General features: G+C 67.9%; 28 protein-coding genes. 20 read left to right on the top strand and 8 right to left on the bottom strand.

The features are described from left to right. Positions 1-144 precede the first annotated feature (144 nt). The 3 genes from ABD901_RS42780 (at position 145) to ABD901_RS42770 (ending at position 2,707) form a co-directional block, all read left to right on the top strand. On the top strand, positions 145-972 hold the full coding sequence (locus ABD901_RS42780) for a hypothetical protein (RefSeq protein ID WP_345136662.1): 828 nt from the start codon (positions 145-147) through the stop codon (positions 970-972). Between the two features lie 214 nt (positions 973-1,186). Continuing rightward, positions 1,187-1,441, top strand: a complete 255-nt coding sequence (locus ABD901_RS42775) for a hypothetical protein (RefSeq protein ID WP_345136660.1) — start codon at positions 1,187-1,189, stop codon at positions 1,439-1,441. A 543-nt stretch (positions 1,442-1,984) separates the two neighbouring features. Next, positions 1,985-2,707, top strand: coding sequence for a hypothetical protein (locus tag ABD901_RS42770; protein WP_345136658.1), 723 nt, complete (start codon positions 1,985-1,987; stop codon positions 2,705-2,707). Positions 2,708-2,797: 90 nt separating this feature from the next. Here the strand turns inward: ABD901_RS42770 and ABD901_RS42765 are convergent, their stop codons facing one another. Then, positions 2,798-2,962 (bottom strand): hypothetical protein, encoded by a 165-nt coding sequence (locus ABD901_RS42765; protein ID WP_345136656.1) that lies wholly within the window; start codon positions 2,960-2,962, stop codon positions 2,798-2,800. 167 nt (positions 2,963-3,129) lie between these two features. Here ABD901_RS42765 and ABD901_RS42760 point away from each other — a divergent pair, with 167 nt between their 5' ends. The 5 genes from ABD901_RS42760 (at position 3,130) to ABD901_RS42740 (ending at position 5,407) form a co-directional block, all read left to right on the top strand. After that, complete coding sequence (locus tag ABD901_RS42760) at positions 3,130-3,465, top strand: hypothetical protein (protein ID WP_345136654.1); 336 nt, start codon at positions 3,130-3,132, stop codon at positions 3,463-3,465. 246 nt (positions 3,466-3,711) lie between these two features. Continuing rightward, positions 3,712-3,957: a hypothetical protein gene (locus tag ABD901_RS42755; RefSeq protein WP_345136653.1), complete on the top strand. Its 246-nt coding sequence runs from the start codon at positions 3,712-3,714 to the stop codon at positions 3,955-3,957. Continuing rightward, positions 3,954-4,520: a hypothetical protein gene (locus ABD901_RS42750; protein WP_345136651.1), complete on the top strand. Its 567-nt coding sequence runs from the start codon at positions 3,954-3,956 to the stop codon at positions 4,518-4,520. The genes ABD901_RS42755 and ABD901_RS42750 overlap by 4 nt, the downstream gene beginning before the upstream one ends. Positions 4,521-4,529: 9 nt before the next feature. Further along, positions 4,530-4,838, top strand: coding sequence for a hypothetical protein (locus ABD901_RS42745; protein WP_345136649.1), 309 nt, complete (start codon positions 4,530-4,532; stop codon positions 4,836-4,838). Further along, the gene (locus ABD901_RS42740; protein WP_345136648.1) at positions 4,829-5,407 is read left to right on the top strand and encodes a hypothetical protein; all 579 of its coding nucleotides are present in this window, start codon (positions 4,829-4,831) and stop codon (positions 5,405-5,407) included. The genes ABD901_RS42745 and ABD901_RS42740 overlap by 10 nt, the downstream gene beginning before the upstream one ends. Here ABD901_RS42740 and ABD901_RS42735 read toward each other — a convergent pair. Next, the gene (locus ABD901_RS42735) at positions 5,404-7,083 is read right to left on the bottom strand and encodes an outer membrane protein assembly factor BamB family protein (RefSeq protein ID WP_345136806.1); all 1,680 of its coding nucleotides are present in this window, start codon (positions 7,081-7,083) and stop codon (positions 5,404-5,406) included. The two genes, ABD901_RS42740 and ABD901_RS42735, sit on opposite strands and share 4 nt — an antisense overlap. 722 nt (positions 7,084-7,805) lie before the next feature. Here ABD901_RS42735 and ABD901_RS42730 point away from each other — a divergent pair. The 5 genes from ABD901_RS42730 to ABD901_RS42710 all read left to right on the top strand — a co-directional run bounded on the left by ABD901_RS42730 (position 7,806) and on the right by ABD901_RS42710 (position 12,118). Next, positions 7,806-8,207: a hypothetical protein gene (locus ABD901_RS42730; protein WP_345136646.1), complete on the top strand. Its 402-nt coding sequence runs from the start codon at positions 7,806-7,808 to the stop codon at positions 8,205-8,207. Between the two features lie 371 nt (positions 8,208-8,578). Then, positions 8,579-9,166, top strand: a complete 588-nt coding sequence (locus ABD901_RS42725; protein WP_345136643.1) for a hypothetical protein — start codon at positions 8,579-8,581, stop codon at positions 9,164-9,166. Next, complete coding sequence (locus tag ABD901_RS42720) at positions 9,166-9,612, top strand: S-adenosylmethionine decarboxylase family protein (RefSeq protein ID WP_345136641.1); 447 nt, start codon at positions 9,166-9,168, stop codon at positions 9,610-9,612. Before ABD901_RS42725 ends, ABD901_RS42720 begins: the two co-directional genes overlap by 1 nt. Positions 9,613-10,311: 699 nt before the next feature. Further along, positions 10,312-10,884 carry a DUF6431 domain-containing protein gene (locus ABD901_RS42715; protein WP_345136639.1) on the top strand — a complete coding sequence of 191 codons (573 nt, stop codon included), beginning with the start codon at positions 10,312-10,314 and terminating at the stop codon, positions 10,882-10,884. Between the two features lie 541 nt (positions 10,885-11,425). Further along, positions 11,426-12,118, top strand: a complete 693-nt coding sequence (locus ABD901_RS42710) for a hypothetical protein (RefSeq protein WP_345136637.1) — start codon at positions 11,426-11,428, stop codon at positions 12,116-12,118. A gap of 232 nt (positions 12,119-12,350) precedes the next feature. Here ABD901_RS42710 and ABD901_RS42705 read toward each other — a convergent pair whose 3' ends face one another. Further along, positions 12,351-12,698 (bottom strand): hypothetical protein, encoded by a 348-nt coding sequence (locus tag ABD901_RS42705; RefSeq protein WP_345136635.1) that lies wholly within the window; start codon positions 12,696-12,698, stop codon positions 12,351-12,353. A 970-nt stretch (positions 12,699-13,668) separates the two neighbouring features. Here ABD901_RS42705 and ABD901_RS42700 point away from each other — a divergent pair. Both ABD901_RS42700 and ABD901_RS42695 read left to right on the top strand, forming a co-directional pair. Then, on the top strand, positions 13,669-14,421 hold the full coding sequence (locus ABD901_RS42700; protein WP_345136633.1) for a prolyl oligopeptidase family serine peptidase: 753 nt from the start codon (positions 13,669-13,671) through the stop codon (positions 14,419-14,421). Between the two features lie 35 nt (positions 14,422-14,456). Continuing rightward, positions 14,457-14,579: a hypothetical protein gene (locus ABD901_RS42695; RefSeq protein WP_345136631.1), complete on the top strand. Its 123-nt coding sequence runs from the start codon at positions 14,457-14,459 to the stop codon at positions 14,577-14,579. Here ABD901_RS42695 and ABD901_RS42690 read toward each other — a convergent pair. Both ABD901_RS42690 and ABD901_RS42685 read right to left on the bottom strand, forming a co-directional pair. Beyond that, entirely contained in the window at positions 14,566-15,030 is a 465-nt protein-coding gene (locus ABD901_RS42690) for an NsdA family TPR-like regulatory protein (RefSeq protein ID WP_345136629.1), read from the bottom strand. The genes ABD901_RS42695 and ABD901_RS42690 overlap by 14 nt on opposite strands. Continuing rightward, positions 14,960-15,841 (bottom strand): helix-turn-helix domain-containing protein, encoded by an 882-nt coding sequence (locus ABD901_RS42685; protein ID WP_345136627.1) that lies wholly within the window; start codon positions 15,839-15,841, stop codon positions 14,960-14,962. Before ABD901_RS42685 ends, ABD901_RS42690 begins: the two co-directional genes overlap by 71 nt. 552 nt (positions 15,842-16,393) lie before the next feature. Between ABD901_RS42685 and ABD901_RS42680 the strand changes: the two genes are divergently transcribed. From ABD901_RS42680 to ABD901_RS42660, 5 genes are all read left to right on the top strand, one after another. Next, positions 16,394-17,752, top strand: a complete 1,359-nt coding sequence (locus ABD901_RS42680; protein ID WP_345136625.1) for a class I adenylate-forming enzyme family protein — start codon at positions 16,394-16,396, stop codon at positions 17,750-17,752. Then, complete coding sequence (locus ABD901_RS42675) at positions 17,716-18,174, top strand: hypothetical protein (RefSeq protein WP_345136623.1); 459 nt, start codon at positions 17,716-17,718, stop codon at positions 18,172-18,174. Before ABD901_RS42680 ends, ABD901_RS42675 begins: the two co-directional genes overlap by 37 nt. A 273-nt stretch (positions 18,175-18,447) precedes the next feature. Continuing rightward, entirely contained in the window at positions 18,448-19,464 is a 1,017-nt protein-coding gene (locus ABD901_RS42670; protein ID WP_345136621.1) for a hypothetical protein, read from the top strand. Between the two features lie 183 nt (positions 19,465-19,647). Beyond that, positions 19,648-20,022 carry a hypothetical protein gene (locus ABD901_RS42665; protein WP_345136619.1) on the top strand — a complete coding sequence of 125 codons (375 nt, stop codon included), beginning with the start codon at positions 19,648-19,650 and terminating at the stop codon, positions 20,020-20,022. Positions 20,023-20,026: 4 nt separating this feature from the next. Then, entirely contained in the window at positions 20,027-20,875 is an 849-nt protein-coding gene (locus ABD901_RS42660; protein WP_345136617.1) for a GntR family transcriptional regulator, read from the top strand. A gap of 194 nt (positions 20,876-21,069) precedes the next feature. Here ABD901_RS42660 and ABD901_RS42655 read toward each other — a convergent pair whose 3' ends face one another. From ABD901_RS42655 to ABD901_RS42645, 3 genes are all read right to left on the bottom strand, one after another. Beyond that, positions 21,070-21,540, bottom strand: a complete 471-nt coding sequence (locus ABD901_RS42655; RefSeq protein WP_345136615.1) for an NUDIX hydrolase — start codon at positions 21,538-21,540, stop codon at positions 21,070-21,072. A gap of 84 nt (positions 21,541-21,624) precedes the next feature. After that, positions 21,625-22,359, bottom strand: coding sequence for a creatininase family protein (locus tag ABD901_RS42650; RefSeq protein ID WP_345136804.1), 735 nt, complete (start codon positions 22,357-22,359; stop codon positions 21,625-21,627). Between the two features lie 13 nt (positions 22,360-22,372). Continuing rightward, positions 22,373-23,575: a helix-turn-helix transcriptional regulator gene (locus ABD901_RS42645; protein WP_345136613.1), complete on the bottom strand. Its 1,203-nt coding sequence runs from the start codon at positions 23,573-23,575 to the stop codon at positions 22,373-22,375. Between the last annotated feature and the right edge of the window lie 156 nt (positions 23,576-23,731).

Here is a 23,731-nt window from a genome sequence, read left to right as displayed (position 1 = left end):
CGCACCGCCGCAGACAGACGCCGCAGCGCAGCCCCACAGCCGTCCGTCGACCCGCCACCGACTGGACACCCCGACTCTTCCGGTAGTGCCCCACCGCGACGCCGCCGGCTGCTGATGGCGGCCGTCGCCGCCGGGGTGACCGTCGTGCTCGCTGTCGCCGGCGGCAGCATCCTCGCGACCAGCCGCAGCCCGAGCGTCGAAGACCGCATCGACAACGCGATCGACGCCGTCGCGAAGGCGCGCGGCGCGCGCCTCGAGATGATGTTCACCGACAAGACCGGCGCGACCGTCGACGCCGACCTGACGTTCACCGCCGACGGGTACGGCAGCGGCACCATCACCGACCCGGGCGGCGGCCGAGCCGAACTTCGCACCAGCAACCTGCACACCGCGGTGAACGGCGACGCCACCTGGTGGGCCCGCCGCGACCCCAACCACATGTCGACGCTGGCCGGCCGCTGGGTCCAGCCGAAGAAGGGCGTTGCGCTGCCCGTCAACCCCGGGCTGTCGCTTACCCCGAAGATGCTCGCCCTGTCCCTCGACGAGGCCACCTCGGGGATCACGCCTAACGTCGTCGACACCGTTACGTGGCACGGCCAGAACGTCGACATCCTCGAGTTCCGCGACCGGACAGTCGCGCTGACGAAAACCGACGCAGCACGCGGACCGCGAGTGGACGGCGGAGAATGCTCCGGGATCCCCGTCATGGCAGTTCGACGAGAACGGGACCATCTTTTAGCGCGACGAGTCCGCCGTTCAACGGGCGCTGATGCTGGTGCCGTCCCAGGATGCCTGGGTGGCGCGCTGAGCGGCGGCCGGGATGATCTCGACGGTAGCGCCGCCCCTGCTGGTCGTAGCGGCCAAGGAGCACTGCGGGCGCTGATGCCCCTTTGTCGGTGCTCTCGGCAGGTTCGAGATGGTCGGCATCGACTGCTGCCCGGGCCACGTCGGCCGGGACGGTCGAACGAGTAGCTGCCAACCCGCAATCCGTGCGCGCGTAGGCGCTAAAGCCTCGGGGATCTTGTCGACGTACGGCCGGGTGAGGAGGAACGCGCCGCGCCGGTCGTGCTGCACTCAGTTGGGGTGCGGTCGAGGCCGGCCGGCTGATCCGTCCCGGCCGCCGGGACATGCCGCGCGGGACCGATGCTCCCCCGTCAGCGCGTCATCGTTTGCGACCATAACACTCGTGGATTTCTATGCGGGGCACGGGACCATGTGGGTGGGCTTCGTCAACGACAACGGCGCGGCGGTGGCGTTGCGCTTGGCCGGATGGCAACGCGACGGGCAGCATCTGCTGCCGATGTGCATATATACCGACGACATCGGGCGCTTCGCCGAGGTGGCCGGGGCGCCGGAGACCGACATCTGGTTCGCGGACTCCTACGAGGCGGCGCTGTGGGCGGCTGAGAACAACCGGCTGGCCGAGCTCTTCGCTGACTGACTGGGTGATTGCACATACATTCCATGCCAGCATGCATGGGCAGCAACTCGCGAGTCTGCTGGGGTCGTGCACGACGAGCCCGGTACTCGCCTCCGGCCGCTTTCCTGGTCGGACATGGCGGCGGGGATGTCGAGCGCTCCGGGGTGCAGACGGTTGTAGGCGGCGCGATCGCCGCGGCGTTGCGAGGGCAGGTCAGCAGCCAGGGCGCTGTCACCTGGTAGGGCTCCAGAATCGCTCACAGCCGGTGCCATTGATCCGTCCAGTGAGCAGCCCGTGGCCGATTACGTGTGCCAGAGCGCACGATGGGTCCTTGGTGGCGGTCCTCGCCCCAGCCGCCAGCGGCCGAGGGCGTTGGAAACGTCCACTCGCAGTGGCCGCTGCGCGACTCCCCAGATTCCTACTGTGGATCTGGTCCGGAGGCGAACACCGACACGGTCCGCTCGCGCCGCAGCGCGCGGCGACGCCGAAATCGGATGGCGCCTCCTCCCCGACTGGCGAGATCGTGAACAGTAACGAGATTCACGAGCCCGAGGAGCGCCTTCCATGATCTTGCCGGCAGGTGCAGGCCGCCTGCACAACAACTGGAACATCTACGAGACCGACATGTTCAACTGGAGGGCGTCGTTTCCTGTCCCCGTCGACGCCCAGGTCCTACACGCGTGGCAGCAGGCGCTGTTCGTCGCCGGCGAACGGCACGGCATCCTGCGGTTCGAACAGGCCGACCAGATCGGCTACGACCGCGCGCGGGACGGATTCATCGGCGACTTCGCCGCCGCGCACCCGGACCGGCCGGCGCAGTACGCCGACTACCCGGTCGGGTTCATCCTGCAGCACTGGAATCAGCTGACGGTCGCCACCCGGCTCGCGTACGTGGTGGGCGAGGACTGGCATCAGCCCGGCGACCGCATCGAGGAATCGTGGTGCTCCTCCGTCGGCGACCTCAGCTTCTACGCCAAGGTTCCCGGGGAGGACACCGGCGCGCCGATCGACATCTACACGGACGTCGATGAGCGCACCTCCCCGTGCCGCCTCTACGTCGAGGTCTCCTCGAAGACCGACATCTTTTTTCCGCGCAACCGCCGTGAGCGCCGACCTGGCATCGAGCCGATTGACAACCGGCTGCTGGCCGAGCGCAATGGCCGGCGCCTCAACGCCTTCCTCTCCGACCTTCGGGCTGCCACGCTGGCCGCGCACGGTCGATGGGAAGCATTGGGGTCACCGCAAACCGAGCTGTGGCAGTTCGACGAGTTCGGCATCGCGCTGTGAACGAAGGTGAGCCAGCCCTCAGGGCGCCGAGGACGAGTGAGCCCCGAAGCCACCAGCAGCCGGCCGATCGAGGGGGCGGGGCCCGCTCAGTCAGCCGCACCGGAGAAGGACCTCGGTTCGGGACTCGTCGAAATTGACAGGCAGCCATTTGTTGACGGTGATCGAGCAGTCCGCCTTGCCAGGCGGGAGGTCCAGCCGGAAGCGCGCCACCGTCTCGCTGCTGCCGATGATCGCGCCGGACGGGTCACGGTACACCGCGCACGCCACAGCGGCGACCCGCGGCCACGACGGTCGGCGCGGCCAGGTGAACGCAGCGCTGACGGCCATACTGGCGGCCCGACCGTCGACTCCCCCGACACCGCCGCTGTAGACCTGCGCGTGTATCACCGGCGCGGGTATTGTCCGCTGTGGACAATTGGACATTGTCGGTCCTCGCTATCCTTGCCGACGTGAAGCCTACCTGGGTGCCCCGGGGCACTGGCGTTGCCGCCGCGCTCGTGTCGGCCAACATCCTGTACCACATATGGGTAATCGACGGATCGGGTCGCGTGCGCAACGACTGGACGGGCGTGGTCCTGGCCGTCGTGGTCGTGACGTTCACGGCGGCCGGGCTTGCGATCCTGGTCGGTGCCTACACCGCGTTTTTCGCGCCGGCCGAGCGCCTGAAACTCTGGTCGTGGGTATCGTCAGGTCTCGTGGCCCTGGCCGTCGGCGGCTTTGGCCTGGGCTGGTTCTACGGGCTGGCGGTCGACGCTTAGCTTAGGGCGTAGGCAGCGAGGTGTTGCCGCGCGCCAGGTGCGGGTGGCCGGCGGCGGGGTGCCTGCGCGGACGGTGCGGCGGCGCCTGTCGAGCGTGTCTGGACTGTTCGGCGGAGATCAATGGGATCAATCTCGTTGCTCGCTTGTCCTAGACTGGCACTTCGCCTTCATCCTGGAAATGAACCGGGACAGGGTCGAGGGCGCTGACTGCATAAGAGGTCGATGCACTTGCCGGAAGAGTTATTCGTGGCATACGAGAACTGGCAGCCGGACGCGGACGTTTACTCGCCTGACCGGTCCGTGCGCCTGCGTGCCGACCAGGCCGGTCAGGTACAGGTCGATTTGCAGGATCTGCACCGGCACACGGACGAGTCTCTCGCCGGTCAGGTACGTGCCGCCGCCCGGGTGGCGTTGGCGGCGCTGCAGGCCGAAGCGGGTGCCGCCGAGCGGTCGGACCGCCCCGATGAACGACGCTACGGACATCGCTGGTGAGCTGGTCGCGCCCCCGGCTGATCGCCGGGCTCGCCGCGGTCACGCTCGTGATCGCGGGTGGCCTGGTGTGGTGGTTCGGCCCGTTCCGCGACCGGCCCTGGGTGCCGACCTGCACGGATGTGGCCCCCGGCCTGCAGACCGAACTGGGCGGCACCTGGACGGTGACCGATCCCGACGAAGGCCGGGCGAAGGGCAAGCACCAGTCCACCTCAAGGTGCACGATTGCCTTCGTCACCGCCGACCAGAAGTACACCGGCACCCTCGACCTGTTCACCGTCGTCGCGCTCGATCCGGACGCCGGTAGTAAGGACGTGGCCAGTGCGCAGTGCGGGGTCACCGACAAACATGTGGAGGTCCCGCAGGGCTACCACGCGTTCCGCCTGTGCTCCCAGACCAACAGCACGCAGACATTTGTCACCGTGTGGGCGGCCAAGAACGATCGGTGGGGTACGGCGTCCGTGACAATCAACCTGCGTGACAACGAGCAGGCCGCGACCACGTACGCGAATGACCTGAGCCGGTTGGCCGCGAAGAAGGCGCTGACCATGTCCGAGCCGGCGTAGGGGATCTCGATGGCGCACCTGGACCGCTACTACGAATCTGTCAAGGACATCCGGGCCACCGGCCGCTCCCCCGGCCAGAGGGTCACCGTCGCCCGCGAACCGAATGGCGAAATCGACGTGTGGATCCGCCCCGGCACGCTGCGCCTGCTGGCCGACGACGAGATCGCCGCCGAGATCCGGGCGGCGCTGCTGGCGGCCGTGGCCGACCACCGCCGCCAGTTCATCGAGGTGCGCACCAGGTACTTCGGTTCGCCGCTGTTCGTCACCGAATTCACACCGCCTGAGCCGGTGCCCACACGATCCGGGGAGTGGTCATGACCCAGCCGGCAACGTTGCGCGTCGAGACCCGGGCGCTGGTCGCCTACGGCACCGAACGCTACGAGGACGCCGTCACCTGCGGGGCGATCCGCCGCTTCCTTGGCCACGTCGGTGCCGTGCCCGCTGGCGCTTGGGTACCTTGCCCGACGTCTCCGCCAAACTTGCGGCAGACCGCCCTCGACTACCGCATCGACGAGGCGATCGCGGGCCGCAACGAGATGGAGAAGATCGCCGACATCCTGCTGCAGATCGCCGCCGACTTCGAGGGCACCGACATCGTCAACGCCACCTCGTTCGACGTCGTCAACCAGGACCTGGCACCGTACATGCCCACCGTCGACGGCTACGACTCGCAGGTCCGGACCCGGCCCGGCGGCGCCGGCATCGTAACCACGCCGCACAATCAGCACGACCCGTATGAGCGCCCCGCACTGGTCATCCCGCCAGAGAACACCAGGCTGGCCGCCGTGGGCCACGAGGTTCTGCCCAGCACCCGACTTGCAACGGACAGGTGTCCTTTGCCAACGAACTTGGGGCATTGCCACCTTGAGTTGAGGTCGGCCGCCTAATGGATCGCGTAGGCGTGATAGTCCGCCGTTCCGTTGGGCCGCCTAACGCTTTTGGTCTCGGTGATCACGATCCCGTCGGCCGTGGTGATCAGCCTGCCCTGCGGGGCGCGATACAGCGAGCCCGAGTCCAGGTTGAGGACGCTGACCGTCGGGCACGCGGAAGAACAGTAGGCGCCCGCTCCGCGGTCGTACACCACCAGCCACTTGTCGAGTACCCGAGTACTCAGATCAGCAACCAGGGCGTCGCGGTGTGCAGGCCCCATCGTCCGCCATTGGGGACTGCCCGTCTTCCGGTCGTAGGTGGTCACCCCGCCGTCGGCGTTCGAGATGACCAGGACGTCGTTCGTGATCAGCATCGGTGGGCCAGGCTCGCCGGCGGTCCAGTCCGTCGTTCCGGTGGCGAGATCCAGTAGCGTCGTCGCGCCCGAGTTGTCCGCCAGCGCCAGTGCGTCGTCGGCGACCTCGTAGTCGATGTTGCGGCATTTCCCGTCGGCAAGGACGGCGTTGGTGAAGGTCTTCCGCCAGGTCGCGTTTCCGCCGTGCGGGCCCCAGACCACCAATGTGCTCGTGCAGCCCGTCTCCGGACGGTTCCGGTCGTCATCCCATTCGATGAGGAAATGGCTGGTCTGGGTGGCCGCCATGGCCTTGATCGAGGTGCCGAGATTGCGGCCGGAACTCGGATCAACGGTGGTGAAGGTCTTGCTCGCGTACCCGGTGGGAAAGGACTCGATCACCAGGTACGGGGGCACCGGTGGTGCGGCGATGCTGCCCATGTCCAGCGGGTTCGCCGGCCCCAAGACGATGGAACTTGCGTACGTGGCGATGGTCCACCGGGTGTGCCCGGTCCGTGGGTCACGCGCTGAGAGGTGGCAGTCGCCGATCCGATTGTTCTGCCCGCCATGGCACACCGAGGTGTAGACCGCGGTCGCGTGCACCGAGACGAAGGAGGGCTGGTCATCGCTCCACAGCGCGGTACCCGACGTAGTGTCGAACGCCTTGACGATCAAAGAACCCGGCCACTCCTCGCGCCGCGGGTTCTTCCACGAGACGATCACGGTGCTCCCCGCGGCGTCGACGCGGACAACATCGCCGTCGCCGTAGCTCTGATGCCACCGCTGCCGGCCGTCGTTGCCAAGACTGAAGACCTCATGCCCGTCGGCAAGTACGTAACCGTCCGGCGTCGCGACGATCCATGCGTTGTCCACGGCTTGGAACGTCCACGCCAGGTTTCCGGCCGGTACCGACGGAGACGGGGACGGGGTGGATCGGGAAGGCACTGGGGCGGCAGGACTTTCTGCCGGCGGCTTCGGTGACGACGAGCAACCGACCAGGCACAGGGCGCCCACACCAGCAATGACCAACCTGCGCAGGACGCTCCGCACCACTTCGAACTCCCCGTCTGCCCTTCGGACTTGACGATGACCATACGGACGTCGCACCACGAGCTGGGTGATCCGGTTCGTCTCGTTGATCGCCGGCCCGCTGGGCGAACCGGTCGATCGCTTCGGCGACCGTCGTGGCGATGTGGGCGCCAGTTCGTGTGTGTTCTTCTGCGTAAAGAACGGCTGTAGCGTCCGGCGGCTGCGCCGCCACAGCGGCCCCTCACCGGCTATGCCGTGCCCCCTGCCTCTGGATCGCGCGCCAGAGCGAGCCCTGAAGCATCGATCGCCCCGCATTGAGCGGCCCGGGTGTCTCCAGCCGGTTCCCGGGCCGAGTTCTGATTGCGCGCCATCCACCCGGGCCCGTCGTCTGGGCAAGTGTTGACGGTGTGGGAGTCGGGGCTTGTCGACCGGTTGTTGGGCCAACGCCGCCGCACGCCGGCCAACACGGCGTGTTTGGGACGCGGTGGCATGACTGTGGGTCCTCCCTCACCGTCACCAAGGTCGGCCGGGCGTGGGTGTGCGTACACGAAGAACGCCGCGCCACGTCGGCCAGAGCACAGAACCACTGCAGCGTATAGGCGGCCACCACCGTTTGGTGGCGATGAGGAAGGCCTGGCACAAATCGTCATGGTGTTGGCAGAAATCGTCAATGCAGGTGCCCGCATATCCACGGCATGCTATTGCCGATCGGCACGATCAATCCGAATCCGGTACGTGCACGGGGGACGCGGCAAGGCGCCTGGCGTCTTCGCCTCGCTGCACGTTGCCGGCCTGTGGACCGCCCGACCGCACGGTACTGGGCGTTCGTTCGGCTCCACTCGACCCCCGCCCCGAGAACGGCACCCAATCCCGGGGCGGGGCATGCATCTGTCGTCCGAACCGCTTGCACGACCGGCGCCGCAGGCAGTATGGGGAGGCCGCCACCTATGTCCAACACGACTTTGATAAGGCCGGGACCAGCCCGCGATGCGTGGCTGCGTCGCCGGTACGTCGATGAGCAGGCCGAGGTCGGCGACTTGGCCGTGGAGGCCGGCGTCGGCCGGATGACGATCTACCGCTGGCTGGACCGCGCCCGCATTGCGCTGCGGCCGCACGCAGGCGCGTCCCTATCGCGAGACTGGCTGGCCGAGCAGTACGCCATCATCCGGTCCGTGAATCGGATCGCCCGGTTGGCTGGCGTGTCCCCATCGACGGTGCGGGACAGCCTGAGCCGGTACGGCCTCCTGCCACCGCCGACCGACGAGCGCGCACCTGTCGCAGCGGCGCGATACCTGGCCGGGCACCCTCTTACGGCTGTGGCCGAGGAGTTGCAGATGAGCCGCCGGGTCCTTACTTGCTGGCTGCGGGCGATGCAGGTGCCGATCCACCCTCCGGGCCGGCGGCGCCGACCGGGAACTCGGCCGGACGGCGCACAGTGATCGCGATCGGTGCGGGCCTGGTCCGCTGGGCCGTCTTGCGACGGGTCGTGGGGGTGACCTTGGCCGCCGCCTTCGACGTCGCGGTGGCTGTCCATTCGCGGGTTGACGCCGAGTTCGGAGTGCGGTGGCACGACGGGTTCGGGGCCACCGCAGGTCTCGCTGGGCACGGCCGCATTGCTGCTAGGCGTGCTGGTGGGCCACGGTATCCGGTCGGCAGCACCGGCCGCACCCGGAGGACGGCGGAAGCCGCCGACCGTCCTTCTCCGACGACCTGCGGAAGGCCACCGACGGCTGGCCGCAGAACTAGCAGCACGCGCAACGCTCGCCCGTGCAACACCTGACCCACTGTGGGACCTGACTGGGAGTACCCCTTGCTGAAGACTGACATTGCATTGCAGCTCAACGGCGATGCCCTGGCGGAGGCGTGGCGGCTGTACGCGCTGCGGATGGGCGTGATGGCCGACCAAGCCGTCCAAACGCATCTGCTGCCGTATGCCGTATTCGCCGACATCTGCATGAACAGCAGCATCGAGAAGTGGCGCATCCTCGATGCCGCCGACGGCGGCCGGTGCGTGGCCCTGGCGACGTTCACTAACGATCTCGTCGCATGGCCGGCGGTCTCGCCCGACTATTTCCGGACCCGATGGCCGCACGCCTACGCGGAACGGTGTGTCTGGTACTGCGGGTTCGTCGTGGTCGCCGATCACGCGCCGCAAGGCACCTTCGTGCAGCTGATCACCGGCATGTACCACCAGGCCGCCGAGCACGGCGGCATCATCGGCCTCGACTTCGCCGACGCCAACGCCAGGCTGGCCCGCGTCGTCGATGTGGTACTCGCCAGGGCCGCCCGCGCCCGCGACATCGACGACACCAGCCCGTTCGGCTACCGCGGCCAGCGTTCCGACGGGCAGCACTACTGGACGTACGAGACGGCCGCACTCACGGCGGAGGCGGCCTGATGGACACCAACCGGCACGCACGAGCCAACACCCCCCCGGCCAGCGGCCCGGCGAATGTGGCAGGCGCGGTGACACCGTGGGGCGTAGAGCTGGTCCTGGACCTGCACGGCTGCAACCTTGAGATGATCAGCGACGGGGACGTACTTCGTCGCTTCGCGAGCGTGCTCGTCGCGCAGCTGGGCATGACCGCGTGGGGTGAGCCGCTGTGCGAACGGTTCGCCCTGCACGATCCCGACGCCGCAGGCTACAGCCTGGTCCAGCTCATCACCACCTCAAGCATCACTGCACACTTCGCCGAACGCAGCCGCACCGCCTTCCTCAACATCTTCTCCTGCCAGCCGTTCGACACCGACACCGTCACCGCGTTCGTTGCAGCGTTCTTCGACGCTTCGCACAGCACGTCCCGCGTTATCCACCGTTGGGCCGGTGCGGCGCCGCAGACGTGACGGCGGTTGCCGAGACGAACCCGGCTGGTCGGACCGTTGGCGACGTGTCCAGCTCGCCGGGCGAACTGCGGATTCCCGTTCTGCTTGACGGGCCTCGAACGGCGTTGAACGTATCGACGGTTGTCGCACGCCGTCAAATGCGGTTCACATGACGGAGACCTTGAATGCTCAACTGGTCAAGGAGGCGATCTGGTGCCGGAGCTCGGCTGGTGTCCGAATCAGCCATGCCCGCTCATCGTGGGCGACCGCCGTAAGTTCGGGCAGTCCGGTGCTGGCGACCGCGGACCCGGCGGTGGGACGCGAGTGTCAAGCATCTGTGAAACTCTCGGGTGGCGGTCCTGGGCGGCTGCCACCAGGATCGGTGCCGGCGATCGACGCTGACTCTTTAAGCATCTGGTGTTGGGCGGCGCTCAGGTTGAGGATGTAGAAGCCCGGTTCCGTCGTTGACGGTGAGCATGAGGGACGGCCCTGTCTGGGGTTCGTCCGCAGCATCACCTTGAGCATGAAGAGCACGGCCGAGACGTACGCCCGCCGGAGTGTTGATCGACTTGGCGCGGCAGGTGCTCACGGTGCCGGGTCCGAACAGGCGCCGTGGACGTCTCTTGTGGACGGTCCGGCGGGACCGCGGCCAACACGAGTTGACCCCTGGGCACTCGCCGCTGTGGTAGGCAAGGCTGACCCTCGTGGCGGGAGCAGCGTGTGATCGTCGTGGCGGAGCCGGACCAGGTCGGAGCCGACCTGGCCGCCGGTGTGCTCGCCTGCCCGCGCTGCGGGGGCCGGCTGCGGCCATGGGCATACGCGGCGGCACGGCGGGTACGGCTGCTGGACGGCTCGACCCGTGCGGTACGTCCACGCCGGGCCCGCTGCGCCGCCTGCCGGCGCACCCAGGTGCTGCTGCCCGGCTGGCTACTGCCGCGTCGGGCTGACGCCGCCGAGGTCATCGGCGCTGCGCTGGTCGCCAAGGCCAACAGGCAGGGCTGGCGGCGCATCGCCACCCAGCTGGGGCGAGCACCGGGCACCGTACGCCGCTGGCTCCGCGCCGCCCGCAGCCGCCAGCATCTGGACTGGCTGCGCCGGCGGGGCGTGCAGATCGCTGCCCAGCTGGACCCGGACCTGCTCGCCGCCCTGGATCCCCAGCCCACCGAACTGGCCGACGCGTTGACCGCACTGAGCGCTGCGGTACTGGCCTGGCGGCGCCGGTTCGCCCGACACGCCCGGCCGTGGACGCTCATCGGCGTGTTTACCGCCGGGCGCCTGCTGGCCCCAAGTTGATCATTACCGGGTTCCCGGGGAGAAGTCTGCCCACCCACGATCGCATGACATCGACCCGCATCACCGGCAGTGTGAGGACCACGGCGGCGCCGTGAGCACCAACCGCCTCCCGTTCGTCCTCATCGGCAGTGCCGCGTTCGTCCTCATCCTGACCGCCGGGCAACACATCTGGCCGCTTCGGTGTGCCCTGCACTTGACTCGTCGCGTCGGTCGCTGACCGCTCAAGCCTGCATTACTTGGAGAACGCCCGACGCAACAGACCTCAACGGCCAGACCGGGGTGATCGACCGGGAACCGGCCGGCTAGGCGAGGGTCGCCGTGCTGTACTGGAACCGACAATGCTCGAGCACGGCCTGGACCGGGCTGGATTCGCGCGGCTCATGCACCAACGCAAGTACGCCGGGGTCGCCGGCAACGTCCTGTGGCCTGGCGGCACGCCAGCGCACGACGAGCTCAGCGTCGTTAACCGGAACGGGGAAACTGCGATGAACTGCGGAGCAGCTGCATGAGCTCGCCGGCGCCTGCCCCTGACCTCCGGCCGGTGCCTAACCACTGGAACGCCTACGACAATCCGGAGATGTTCGAGTGGTGGGCGGCGCTACCGGTCAGCGGTGGCCCGGAGCCACTGCTGCGCCTGCAACGGGCGTTGTTCGACGGCGGTGAACGCCACCAGATGCTGCGGGTCGACACCTCGCCGGAGATCGGCTTCGACCGCAACCGCGACGGCTACATCGGCGACTTCGCCGACGCCCACCCAGACCGCCCCGGGCCGCTGGACGAGTATCCGGCCGGGTACGTGCTGAGTGGCTACTGGCAGATGCGGTACTCGACCCGTCTCGCCTACGCGCCGGCGCAGACCCGCTGGGCAGCAAGCGCCCGGGTCGAGGAAGATTGGTTCGACGGCACGTCGGAGCTCGGCGAGCGGGCGAAGGTCCCGGTGCGGTGGAATGCACCACCGATCCAGCTGTTCGCCGACGTCCGCGAGGGCCAGTTCGTTGTCGCCGTATCGTTGATGACCGACATCTTCTTCCCGCTGAACCCGGCGGCCGAGGACTGGCCGGGCACGGACGAGGTGCTGGACAACCGTCCGCTCGCGGAGCGCAACGGTGGCCGGCTCAACGCGTTCCTCGCCGACCTTCAGGCAGCGGCGTTGGCGCAGGGCGGCCGTTGGGGTGCTGCACGACGGTCTGCGGCGCCGCCTTGGCGCTTCGGAGATTCGGGCATCGTGTTCTGAACTTCGTCGGAGTCCCGGACGTCGCGCCCCGAGGCCCGGCCTGGCATGGAGGGTCGCCGCGTGCCCGAGATTGCCGAATCGACTCCTCCCAGACCCTCGCAAGCCGACAATGTGATCATTACGGAAGTAACCCGGGACGCTGATCCGGGCTCGTGAGTCGCGCACCAAGACCGCCGACGTTGAGGCAGTGGCCGGATCGTCTGACACTCTGGACGTCATCGCGCCCCACCTTTCATTCGCTGCTCAGTGACCCGGCAACGATCAAGATGATCACGCCGAGGCCAAACAGCCCGCCGGTCCATCCGGCGAGTTTCCATTCCCGCTCCTCGTCGTCCCGCGGCGCGAGCAGCAGGAGGATGGCGGTCACGAACGAGCCCAGGACAGGACCTGCCGCCAGGATCAATCCGACCCACAGCACGGGATCACGCGGGAGGTTGCGGGGGTTGGACGCCACGGAGAACGTGAGAATCGCCGGCATGAGCATCAGGAAGGTGTCGAATAGCAGTACGATCTTGGCGAGTCCTCTGCGCGTCGGCCGCAGGTGGTCGAGCCTCCGGCCCGATGGTGTCTCGTCGTTCATATGCCCCCCGATCGATCGTGACGCGGACCCGGATCAGGGTGTCAACGGGTGGCGTAACTGACAAGTGTCAGTTCATCACTGTGGATAAATTCCGGCGCACCAGGCACTTGCGCTGGCTCTCGGCGCCGCCGCCGATTGCTCTCTACCGCCTGGTCGAGTACAGCCGCGTGGGTGAGTCGAGGGCTGGTGTGCTGTGATCGTTGAGTGCGCGGAAAAGTTCGACCGCTGGTTCAAGAGGCCGTGAGCGATCGCGATGTCGCCGACCCGGGTGCCGGCTTTGATTGGTTGACCAGTGACGGCACCACGTTGTGGTGGCTGGAGTCTCGGCCATCTTCAGGCCGATCGGTTCTCATGCGATGGGATGCCGGGCGCCTCGCCACATACGGCGTCGCCGGCGGCATCGGCAGTACGTTGCACGCCTACGGTGGGCAGCCGTACACGGTTCTCGAGCCGGACCAGGTGGTGGCGGTGGATGCCTCGACCGGTCAGCTTGTCGGGGTGCCGCCCAATCTCGACAACCGATATGTACGGCGATCTTGCTCCGGACGACGGTGACTTGCTCGCCGTACGTGAGAGCGAGGCACGCGATGACCTCGTTGCTGTCAGACCGGGTCGTCCCGACGCCCGCGTGCTGCTATCTGTTGACGGGTTTGTGGCTTCGCCGCGGCGGTCTGCGGGCCGGCTGGCATGGATGCGATGGAACTCCACGGTGATGCCTTGGGACTCGTGCGAGGTGTGGGCCGCCGATTACGCGACGGGTGGTCGGATCGAGGATGCCCGGCGGGTTGCGGGCAGGCCCAACGAGTCAGCGGTCCAACCCGCGTGGGCGGCTGACGGATCGCTGTACTTCATGTCCGATCGGTCGGGCTGGTGGAATCTGTACCGGTGGCGTGACGGGGTCGTAGAGGCGGTGGCGCCGATGGCCGCGGAGTGCGCGACCGCGCCATAGGAGTCCGGGTACGCCAACTATGTGCTGCTTCCGGGCGGGCGGGTCGCGATCACGACGCAGGTAGGTCCGTGCCAGCAGCTGCTCGTCGTCGAGCCGGATGGCAGGGCCAAGCCCGTCGCCCTGCCGTACACGTCGATCAAGCCGTATTTGGTCGTGTGTGGTGACCGTGTTGGGCTCATCGGCGCGTCTTCGACGCATGTCCCGGAGGTTGCGCTGGTCGCCGTGGACGGCACCGACGCCGTCGAGGTAATCCGCCGCCCGGCCCAGCCGCTCCCAGAACGGGCGGTGTCCATTCCTGAAGTGATGCAGGTCGATGCCGTCGACGGCCAGCTGACAGTGTTGTTCTATCCGCCCGTGCCGACTGTGGAGGGCGTGCCGCCGTTGATTGTGCGGCCGCATGCCGGGCCGACGTATCACAACGAGCTGCGGCTGGACCCTGAGGTGCAGTTCTTCACTAGCCGGGGATTCGCTGTCACGGACGTCGACTATCGCGGCAGTACCGGCTACGGTCGAGCGTTCCGCAAGGCCCTCGACGGCAACTGGGGCCGGTTCGACGTGGAAGATTGCCGAGCAGCCGCACTGCACCTGATCGTCGGCCGCCGGGTGCGAGCCAACGCGGTCTTCATCTCGGGTGCCAGCGCCGGCGGCTACACCGCGCTGAAAGCGGCGTGCGACGACGGTCCGTTCGTGCTGGCGGTGGCCAGGTCGGCGATCGTGGACCCGCAGTTGTTGCGGACGACTCCGTTGCGCCGGTTGGGGATGCCGGGGCGCTAGCTCAAGCGCTCCGGCGCCGCGGTCTGCTTGCCGGGATGCTGAAGTTCGAGGAGGTCGGCCACTACCTGTCAGACGTGGCGCAGCGGCAGGCCCTCGATGCCGAGCTTGCCCTCTACCGTGCGGTGCTCAATCGGGACGGGATGGCTACGCCGGAGTAGTAAACGGAGTCAGCGTGGTGTGGGCGTAGTCGATGACATCGCGAACCTGCGGCAGGTCCGCGTGTGGTTGCAGCTCGGCGAGCATGAGCACAATGCGGTGTACGGTGCGGAACGATGCCACCCCGGCTCCATGATCGATGGCCTGCCGGGCGACGGTGCAGGCTTCGTCGAACTCGCCGGCGCGTGCGAGGGCGGCGGCCTGCAGGGCGGTGTCGATGCTGATCCGGCGCGCCCGGTCCGCTGGCAGCAGTTCCAGGGCGGTAATGGTCTCGCGGTGCGTCGGCTCGTAGAGACCGAGGTCGAAGAAGCAGTGGGCCTTCTCGTCGGCGAAGCCCGCCTCGCCGAAGTACCCGATCCAGCCGGGTTCCTCGCCTGGGCGGCTACGGGCGAGGTCGGCTTCGGCGTACAGCAGCGCAGCGGGCGCAGGCGGCTTCGTCGCGGCGGCGGGCATGGGCGCGGGCCTGCACGGTGCGAAACGCCGCCCGCACGGCCGGGGTGGCCTGGCGCTCAGTGTCGCGCAGACCGGCGGTCGCTAACCGCAACGCCTGCTCAGCGTCGCCGCAGTGCAACGCCAGGTGCGCCAGGCTCACCGCGACCAGGTACCCGCCATAGACGCGGTTGCCGGTTCGGGTCATCAACTCAAGTGCGTGCAGGTAGTGCCGCTGCGCCAGCCCGTCCACGCCAAGGTCGACGGCCTCGTACCCCGCCAGCTCCAACATCCCGGTCGCGATCTGCGGCGCGGTCGCGGCAAGCCCGGCCAGCCGACCGCGCAGCGCGTCAGCTACGCCGGATAAACCGTGCCTGCGCCATGGGCGTGGTCCCCGGTTGCGTAACCGATCCAGTCGCGCAGCCGCGTCCACAACGGTGTCATCGTCCGTGGCCGGCTGCCGATCGGCGGACTCGGTGAGCAGCCAGTCGAGGACTGGCCGGTCAGTGGCACCGCTTTGAAAGGCCGAGGGGCTGGTGGTATCGGTGCGTGCGCTGCGGAGTAGTCGTTCACGCTCCACCAGCGGTATGAGCAGGGCCAACGCGCCGCGAGCCTCCAGCGCCTCATCACAGCGGCCGAGGAATTCGCCCGAGGGAATCCGCTCAGCGGTTTCTATCTTGCGCACCAGATCCCGGTGGGCGAACACGAGCGCGCCGAGCACCGCCTGCGACAGCCCGCGAGCGATACGCATGGCTCGCACCCGCGCGCCCGCGTAGTCCAGCACGGACCTCGCCGGAACCAACCGCTTCGGGGTCTGACCCATCTCAATCGCCACGTTTGTGGCATCGCGGACCGCATATGAACGAATGCCGATTGTTACACGACGGCGGGTTGTTGCCGAACGGACAGCCGTTGCGGACATCGTCGCTGTCCGCATCCAGCGTATCGACGGCGCATCGTCCAGTGGTGATTGTGGATGGTGTTGCGATCCGGTGGGGCTCGCAGGGAACAGCGTTTTCCGTTCATCGCTTCAGGAATCGGCACTTCCTGTGGCAGGAGCATGGAGCTGCGATGACGCACACGGCGCCTCCCCAGCCGATCCCCCCGGGATCGATGGGAGGCCGCGTGGCCCCTACCAGGGCCGCCCGCACGGCGCTCACCTCGCAGCTCTGCGTGGCGCGGGCGGCCCACCCCGGCGCATCCGAACCCAGCCGACATCTACAGAGGACGACGCGATGTTCCGAACCGGAAGCGACCGAGTGAGGCCGCCAGGAAGCTGGCCGATCTTCTTTGACGTGCCACCGGCATCTACTGACGTCGCCGGGCGCACTACCGGAAGCTGTTCCGGCGCGGCTCGGCACCGGCCGCCGTGCTGCTGGAGCCGTCCATGAGCCCGGCCTCGACCCTACTCAGCAGTGCGGGCTTGACGACTGTGCAGGCGATTGTGGATCGGTTCCGACAGCTCGCCGACGCCGACGCGACTCGGATCGCAGTGGTCGACCGCGACCGCACGACCACGTTCGGGCAGCTGTGGCGGATGGCCTACCAGCGTGTCGCGGACCGTCGGGTCGGCGCGACCGCGATCGCGCCGCTCGTGGCCATGCCCACCGTCGGGGCGATCGCCGACGCCCTTGCGGTGTGGCTCTGTGACGGCATCCCCTTGCCTATCCCATTCGGCCTTCGGGCGAAGGCGGTCGACGACGCGATCACGCAGACCACGACGGTCGCGCATTGGTGCCAGCCCTGGCGCGCGCATCTGCACACCGAGTACGGCATCCGGCACATCTGGCTCGCCGGGGGCGAACCACCCACTATCCCACGCGTCGGCGACGCGATCGGCCTCACCACCGGCGGCACCGCCCTCATCGCCGCACCCCTACACGCCGCCGCCATCTTCGAAATCGCCATCCGACAGCTGGTCGCCGGCGGCACCGTCGTCCTCGAACCGGACTTCACCCCCGCCAGCTGGCTGCATACCGCAGCCGACACCCACGCAGACTGGGCCGTCCTCGCCCCTGGCCAAATCAAGGCGCTGCTCCAACATCGCGAACGATCGCCCGGCTGGTTGGGCATCGCCACCCGCGCCTTGCGCCGCGTCGTCGTCCCCGCCACCATCGCTCCACCCACCACCGACCACCTCGCCGACTTCGCCGCGGCCGCCGACGTCACCATGACCACCTGGTACCACGCCCCTGCCTTCGACGGCGCCACTGCCACCGTCGACCGCTCCGCAACCGCGTTAACGGCGTTGCCCGGCCTCCGGCTCCGCACCGTCGATCCCACCGGACAGCCGATCCCACCCGGCGTTGCCGGGCTCATCGAGGCCGCCAGCCTCGCGGGCTGTGCCACCGTCGCACATCGCGCCGACCAACCCTGCCCACCGGCACTGGCCTGGCGGACCAGTGGCGATATCGGCGCCCTCACCTCCGACGGACGCATCATCGTCCGCAAACTGGAACCTGCCGAGCACTACCTCACCCCGGCGAACCAACGCTGTCGCGGCACATCGCTACGCCGCAAGCTCAGTGCCCACCCCGACATCGCGGCCGTCGCGGTCCACGTCGTGCCCGACGATCACGGCCGAGCTCGGGCTCAGGTCCGTGTCTGGCCCCGCCCCGGCATCGTCCCGCCGCTCACTCCCCGCGCTGTCGCCGCGTACTGCACCGCCGCTGACACGGCCGTGTCCGCTCACCACGTCTTGATCACTTCGTGGCCCGCTCGGAACACAGCGGCAACGACCCGGTGAGTCACGTCGTGATGGCGCATGCCGATCAGGACGCCGTGCTGGCCGCCTTGGCCGTCCGGATCACCACCGCACCCGGGCTGATCCTGCTGTTGGACAAGGCGGGCTGCGACGGCACCGACTGCGGCATGCCGGCAATCCGCGACCGCGGCACCGAAGTTTGGCGGCACTTTCGTGACCTGACCCGCTGCCACGCCGACCGCCAGCCCCTACCCGATGAGCCCACTGCCGACACTGTGACGCCAGAGAAGGCCCGTGATCCCGGCGGATCGCCCGCTCGCCTTGCGGCACCGGGCCGCCGGTTCAACTCCAGCCGGCCGAAATATCGCCAACTGGCTATGTACAATGTCGACGCTAATCGGGATGGGCAGGTCGTCGGCCGGCGGGACCTAAGCGCGTTACAGCGTGTGGACAAGCCGGATTGATATACGCCGTGGCTTCGGTTCCAAAGGCGGCCACGCCCGCCTCATTGCCGTCACGCCCGCGGGCGTTGTTGGTGCCTCTCGACGCCGGCATCGACAAGAACACGATCCGAAACGCAGGGAGGTCGGGGCCGGATCATGAGCGATCAGGGGCAGCACCAGCCACCATCGCAACCACCGCCGCTGAGCGGAGAAGTCCTGCCTAAGCCCGACGGGCAGCCCATCCCGCAGCAGCACCAGCCGCCCGCGCCGGCCGCACCTCCCAGCGGCCCTACCGTGATCTACGTCCCGATACCGGTCACGGTCGACGGCCGACCGATCGACCCGCCCGCGCCGGCGAAGCCCACCGCGACCGCCCGCACTACCGCGACCGCCGTCACCCTGCTCGTCGCCATGCTCGGCGCTTGCGGTGCCGGGTGCCTGGGCGGCGCCCTCGGCCTGTTCGCCCTGTTCGGCCAGAACCACCTCGACCAGGTCGCCCTCCTTGCGGGCGTCGCGGCATTCCAGGCCGCTGGGACGCTCGCCGTCGGCATCTGGGCCACCCGCCGGACCTCGTGGGCGTTCTCCGCCGTCCTCCTCGCCCCCTGGCTGGCGGGATGGGCCGCGCTGATCATCTGGTACTGGCTGCGCTTCCCGCTGTGGTACATACCGTGGCTTACACTCGGTACCCTGCCGTTGGCTGTCCTCTCGGCGTGGTTCTGGCGCAACCGCCGTCAACGCACTGCCCGCCAGGCCATCGTCTACCTCGCCGCTCTCGCGATCGTCCTTGCCGCCAATGCGGCGGGCGTGCTGAACATCGCATGGGACCGTACCGACGCGTTCGGGTTCCGGGGGCAGCCCACCCCCGAGGAGGCGTTCTCTGCCCTTACCGCGGCGTCATGCGTGTCAGACCTGGATTACCACTACGGGGGAGGGCGAGTGGTGCGAGCCGAATGCACATCGGACTACCAGGGCGAATATGACAAGAAAACGTTCGACAACACGCTCTGCTCGGAGCAGCCCAGAGCGGCGTTCGCGCGGTGGTGGCAATGGAACAAGGAATATCAGCTCGATTTCAGCCTCGGTTTCACGATCGAGCGGTACAGCGACATGAGGAACGACCCGGCAACGCTGACGGTCGTCATGCGACTTCGAGCCGCGTTCCATCCCGGCGAGGAGGAACCGTACAGAATACACGTCGACAAGGCCGAAGAACGATGGAAGGTGAGCGCGGAACGCGCCCTTGCCGGCGGCTGGAAAATCTGCCGCGTCGACATCGAAAGCCCGTTGAACGCGACGTTCGAGAAGCTCTGACCCGAGACGGTTGTACCAATTGGCGACTCCTGCCCACGATGCCACCGTGTCGCTGGCCTGAACTGGCAGGTGACTGGCGCACCAGACCGCATTTGATAAGTCGTCGTATCGTCCCCTGCGCGCCACGATTGGCCGGGCGCGATGGCTGTTGACAGTGCGACGGATCACGGATGGACTTTACGCATGGACCAGGGGAACGACGTGCCGAGCAGGTGCCTTGCGCGACTGCAACTCTCCGCCGAGGAGACCGAATGGCTGACGAACCGGCCGCATGGAGCGCATGAAGTCCCAGCGGAGCAGTGCTGCCACCTTGAAATGGGACACCTCGACGCCCATGCGGCCATGGCGCAGCAGAGCAAAGAAGCCGAATGGTGGGTCCGATGGACACTATCGGCGTCCGAGATCGTCGTCATGGCGGGCTGTCCAGCGCTCGCGCCAACGGCGGTGGACAGTTTCGGCGACCCGTTGCTGTGCCTGCTCTATCTCGACCACCCTGGGCAACACTCTTTCGAACTCGCGCCGCGAGCAACGACACGGCAAGGCAGAACAGGCGATTGAACGGATGGCACCCACCATTGAGGGCGCGATACCTCTGACAGCGCTGGATCCGGACAGCTCGGAGCACGTCTCGCAGCAGATCGCCAACGTCTTGCGCGCGGCGATCCTGACCGGTGAGCTCGCGCCGGGTGTCCAGCTGCCGTCACAGCCGCAGCTCGCGACCCACTACGGTGTGGCCCGGGAGACGGTCAAGCGGGCACTCGAAGTCCTGCGCAGCGAGCGTCTCATCGTCACGCGCCAGGGCAGTGGCTCATTCGTTCGCCTACGGCGTCAACCTCCAGACATCCTAGAACCGGCGATCGCGGCTGCCCTCACTCGCCCGCACGTGACCATCGACTTTGCCGGCGTCTCAGCCGAGAAGCTACGCGATGCGCTCGTTCACGTGCTCGATGCCGCCCATGGTGGTAACCACCGGCCGAAAAGCATCACCATGCGGCTGGCGCTGCCTGCAGAGCCCAGGCCGACCGACACCGCCGCGCCGCGGCCGGCGGCCATGCTGCCCAGCGACGGCGCGACGCGGCACGGCGTGGAGTTGATACGGCGGCTGTCTGACCTTGAGCCGGCGATGTCGGTGGCCGTGCAAGTCCAGGCGCTCAATACTGCGCCGATGTCCGACCTCTACATCCTGAATCGCCAGGAGGCGATGTTCGGGTTCAACCCGGCCCGGCCGCAGGCCGGACCGGGCGACCCTGAGCGGCGTGACGACACTGTCTCGACGGGCGGCAGCATCCCGCTGTTCCACTACATCGCCGATAGCGATGTCGCCTCCCACGCCACCCAGTTCGTAGCATCCGCCCAGTCGTGGTTCGACGCCACGTGGAACGAAGCCACGAGCGGCATCGACCATCGCTAACGGACATTGGCCCGCCCTCGCCGGTGTAACGAACCGGCCACGCCGGTCAGACCCGTGGCCTGAGACCGCGGCCACCCATGCAGTGGACGGCATTAGTCCGAGGGTCGCGGCGCCCGCCTTCCTCGGCGAGCAGGCATCGACAAGGAGCCTTGTCGTGGCCGGATGTGCGGACGGCCGGTGTGCTATCGCTCCGCTTAACCGATGTGGGGTTGCCGCAGGCCCGCCAAGGCATGCTCGATACGCAGCCGCATCGTCGGATGGATGTCGAGCGCGCCGAGGTTCTCGGGGCTGACCCAGAGCACCTCACGGGACTCGCTTGACGGGGTCGGCGTACCGCCGACCGGCTCCGCGGTGAAACAGATCGAGAACTGCTGCCGCACCTCCCCATCGTCGTAGGCCATCACGTGGCACGGGTCGGTGTAGACGCCGACGATCCCGGTGACCTCAACCACGATCCCGGTCTCTTCGAAGACTTCCCGCACGACGGTCTGCGCTATGGATTCCCCGATGTCGTGCCCGCCACCCGGCAGCGCCCACTTGTCGTTGTCGGTCCGATGGATCATCAACAGCTCACCCGCGGCGTTGCGGACAGCGGCGACAACCGACGGCACTACGCTGTTCGCCTTCGGTGCCTCCGGATCACGGTAGAAGTCCCTGCGGGCCACTACGGGTCACCTGCCTTCCATGGAAGTCGCGGAGAAACTACGCACCATCGCCCACGTCGGCCGCGCGCCGGCCTTCCGTGCCGGTCAGTCCGCGCCCGCGTCACCGGTCACGACTTTGCCGAGCTCGGCGAGATGGCCGGCGAAAGACTCTGTCAGCGATTCCATCAGTGCAGCGCCCTTGGCTGCTGATCCGGCGGACGGGTACCCGATCACACCACTGGCTGTGTAGGCCGCCATGCCGTGCAGCAGGAGATGGGTGCGGTCCGGCGCCGCATGGTCACCACTCACGAAACCGTCGCGTACAAGGTGAGGGGCGACGTGTAGCAGCATTGACACTTCGAGCTCTCCGGCATGCATATCGTCGTGACCGCTGCTGGTCAGCTTGGCCGCCGATCGGGCAGCATCCCACTCCGTTCGGGTCGGATACAAGGTCATCCGCCGTGCGCCGACGTTTGCCTCCTGGACAATGTTGCTCAGGACATAGTTGCCGCCATGGCCGTTGACGATCGCCAGCTGGTGGATGCCGGACCGTTCGAGGGAAGCGGCGATGTCGCGCACGACTGCGCTCAGCGTGGTGGCGCTGATGCTGACCGTGCCGGGCCATGCGGCATGCTCGTGCGAGCAAGCGATAGTCACTGGCGGCAGCAGGAGGAGTTGGTAACGCTCGGCGATGGCGGCGGCGATGGCGCAAGCGACGACAGTGTCTGTAGTGAGAGGGAGATGCTCACCGTGCTGTTCGAAACTGCCGACCGGCAACACGGCGACGGCGGCCGCTCGATGGCGCTCATCCACGCTGGTGGCAGTAGTGATCAATTCCACGGCACTCATGGTTTCACGGTGCGTGCACGGCGGCGCGGTAGGTGGCTAGGAATTCGGCGGTTGCGTCGCTCTTCGACCGGCGGAGGGCCACCGCGACATCGTTGAGCGGACGCATGGTTCGGGTCGATTCGGTCGCGCGGGCGACGGCAAGGGCGTCGGACGCTTGGCTGGCCGCCTGGTCGAGCCGATCAGTGGCGGCATATGCCTGTGCGAGGTAGCCGCGCCACAGCCCTTCGTCGAGGGCCGAACCAATCGGCAGGGCCGCCAAGGCGTGCTCGTATTGGGCGGCGGCACCGGCCGGATCGCCGAGCACCAGCCTGCAATATGCCTCGTGGGCAGCGACGTAGCCGAGGGTGCAGTGGCCGGTCAGGTTCAGATCGTCCGTGAAGACGGCGCTCTTGCCGACCAGACGATACGCCTGCTGGATCTTTCCACGGCTGCCGGATTCGTCACCGGCGTGGGCGAGACCCTGGGCCTCGCGAATCACGCTCAAAGCATGCGTCCCTGGCGGCAAGGCCGATTGCGCCTGCGCCCGACGGGCCAAGGTGATCGCGGAAGCAGGGTCGCCGCCCTCGATGGCCTGCTGACTGCGCCGCATCAGCAGGTAGCCCGCCACTTGGAGCGCACCAGCGCCGCCGGCGAGCCACTCGGCGAGTTCGAGCCATCGGGCGCCACCGCCGAGTGGACGGGTATTGTCGTGAATCCAGCTCAGAAACTCTGCCCACAACGACTCGACCACCATCAGGTCGGGCGCCGGACGGCTCAGTCCGGCTGTGCGCAGCCGAGCCATGACCTGCAGCTGGCCCCGCACGATCGGCTCCGCTCGGGCGAGCCCAAGCTTGTCGGCGTCGGCGGTCAGCATCGCCAGCATCTGCCGCCACGAGAGCACGGCGTCGCTCAGCGAGGCGCTCACGGCCAGCGGGTCCGTCGGCTCGCCGACGTCCACTTGCGCCGGCGCCACGGACTCGTCGACCGATGCCAGGGCAGCCAGCAGGGCGCCTTGCGCCTGGAGGGCGGTATCGCAGGACTCGACCAACATCCGGGTGGGACGGCGGACCGCCTTCTCGATCTTGCCGATCAGGTCGCCGCTGACGTGCACCACCCGACCCAAAGCATCCTGCGACAGACCCCGCTGAACGCGCCAAGACCGTAGCTCGCTACCGAATCGGTCCAACCCAGAGAGGTGCGGGGTCAGCTGCCGGGGCCGCTGTCCCATTGCAACCTCCCGTCCACGCCGGCGGAGTAGCCGGCCGGTCAGAGTTCGTGCGCCACCATAGTAACGAACATCGACGTGCACAATGCTGCTTGCCCGCTGCGTCTCGTCGCGCTCTGGCCAGTGGCTCTGTAGCAATCGCTGTTCATCTGCGTAGCG

It is taken from the genome of Dactylosporangium darangshiense, from assembly GCF_039537565.1.
GTDB classification, from domain to species: domain Bacteria; phylum Actinomycetota; class Actinomycetes; order Mycobacteriales; family Micromonosporaceae; genus Dactylosporangium; species Dactylosporangium darangshiense.
Note: the sequence above shows the minus strand (reverse complement) of the source record. Positions and strands in the feature narration are given on the sequence as shown.

Bases quoted from the DNA above. Each gene is read 5' to 3' on its own strand.
- ABD901_RS42770 (WP_345136658.1), top strand. From the start codon at position 1,985: ATGATCTTGCCGGCAGGTGCAGGCCGCCTGCACAACAACTGGAACATC.
- ABD901_RS42745 (WP_345136649.1), top strand. From the start codon at position 4,530: ATGGCGCACCTGGACCGCTACTACGAATCTGTCAAGGACATCCGGGCC.
- ABD901_RS42735 (WP_345136806.1), bottom strand. From the start codon at position 7,083: ATGCGGGGCGATCGATGCTTCAGGGCTCGCTCTGGCGCGCGATCCAGA.
- ABD901_RS42720 (WP_345136641.1), top strand. From the start codon at position 9,166: ATGGACACCAACCGGCACGCACGAGCCAACACCCCCCCGGCCAGCGGC.
- ABD901_RS42705 (WP_345136635.1), bottom strand. From the start codon at position 12,698: ATGAACGACGAGACACCATCGGGCCGGAGGCTCGACCACCTGCGGCCG.
- ABD901_RS42695 (WP_345136631.1), top strand. From the start codon at position 14,457: ATGCTGAAGTTCGAGGAGGTCGGCCACTACCTGTCAGACGTGGCGCAG.
- ABD901_RS42690 (WP_345136629.1), bottom strand. From the start codon at position 15,030: ATGCCCGCCGCCGCGACGAAGCCGCCTGCGCCCGCTGCGCTGCTGTAC.
- ABD901_RS42680 (WP_345136625.1), top strand. From the start codon at position 16,394: ATGAGCCCGGCCTCGACCCTACTCAGCAGTGCGGGCTTGACGACTGTG.
- ABD901_RS42665 (WP_345136619.1), top strand. From the start codon at position 19,648: ATGGACCAGGGGAACGACGTGCCGAGCAGGTGCCTTGCGCGACTGCAA.
- ABD901_RS42660 (WP_345136617.1), top strand. From the start codon at position 20,027: ATGGCACCCACCATTGAGGGCGCGATACCTCTGACAGCGCTGGATCCG.
- ABD901_RS42645 (WP_345136613.1), bottom strand. From the start codon at position 23,575: ATGGGACAGCGGCCCCGGCAGCTGACCCCGCACCTCTCTGGGTTGGAC.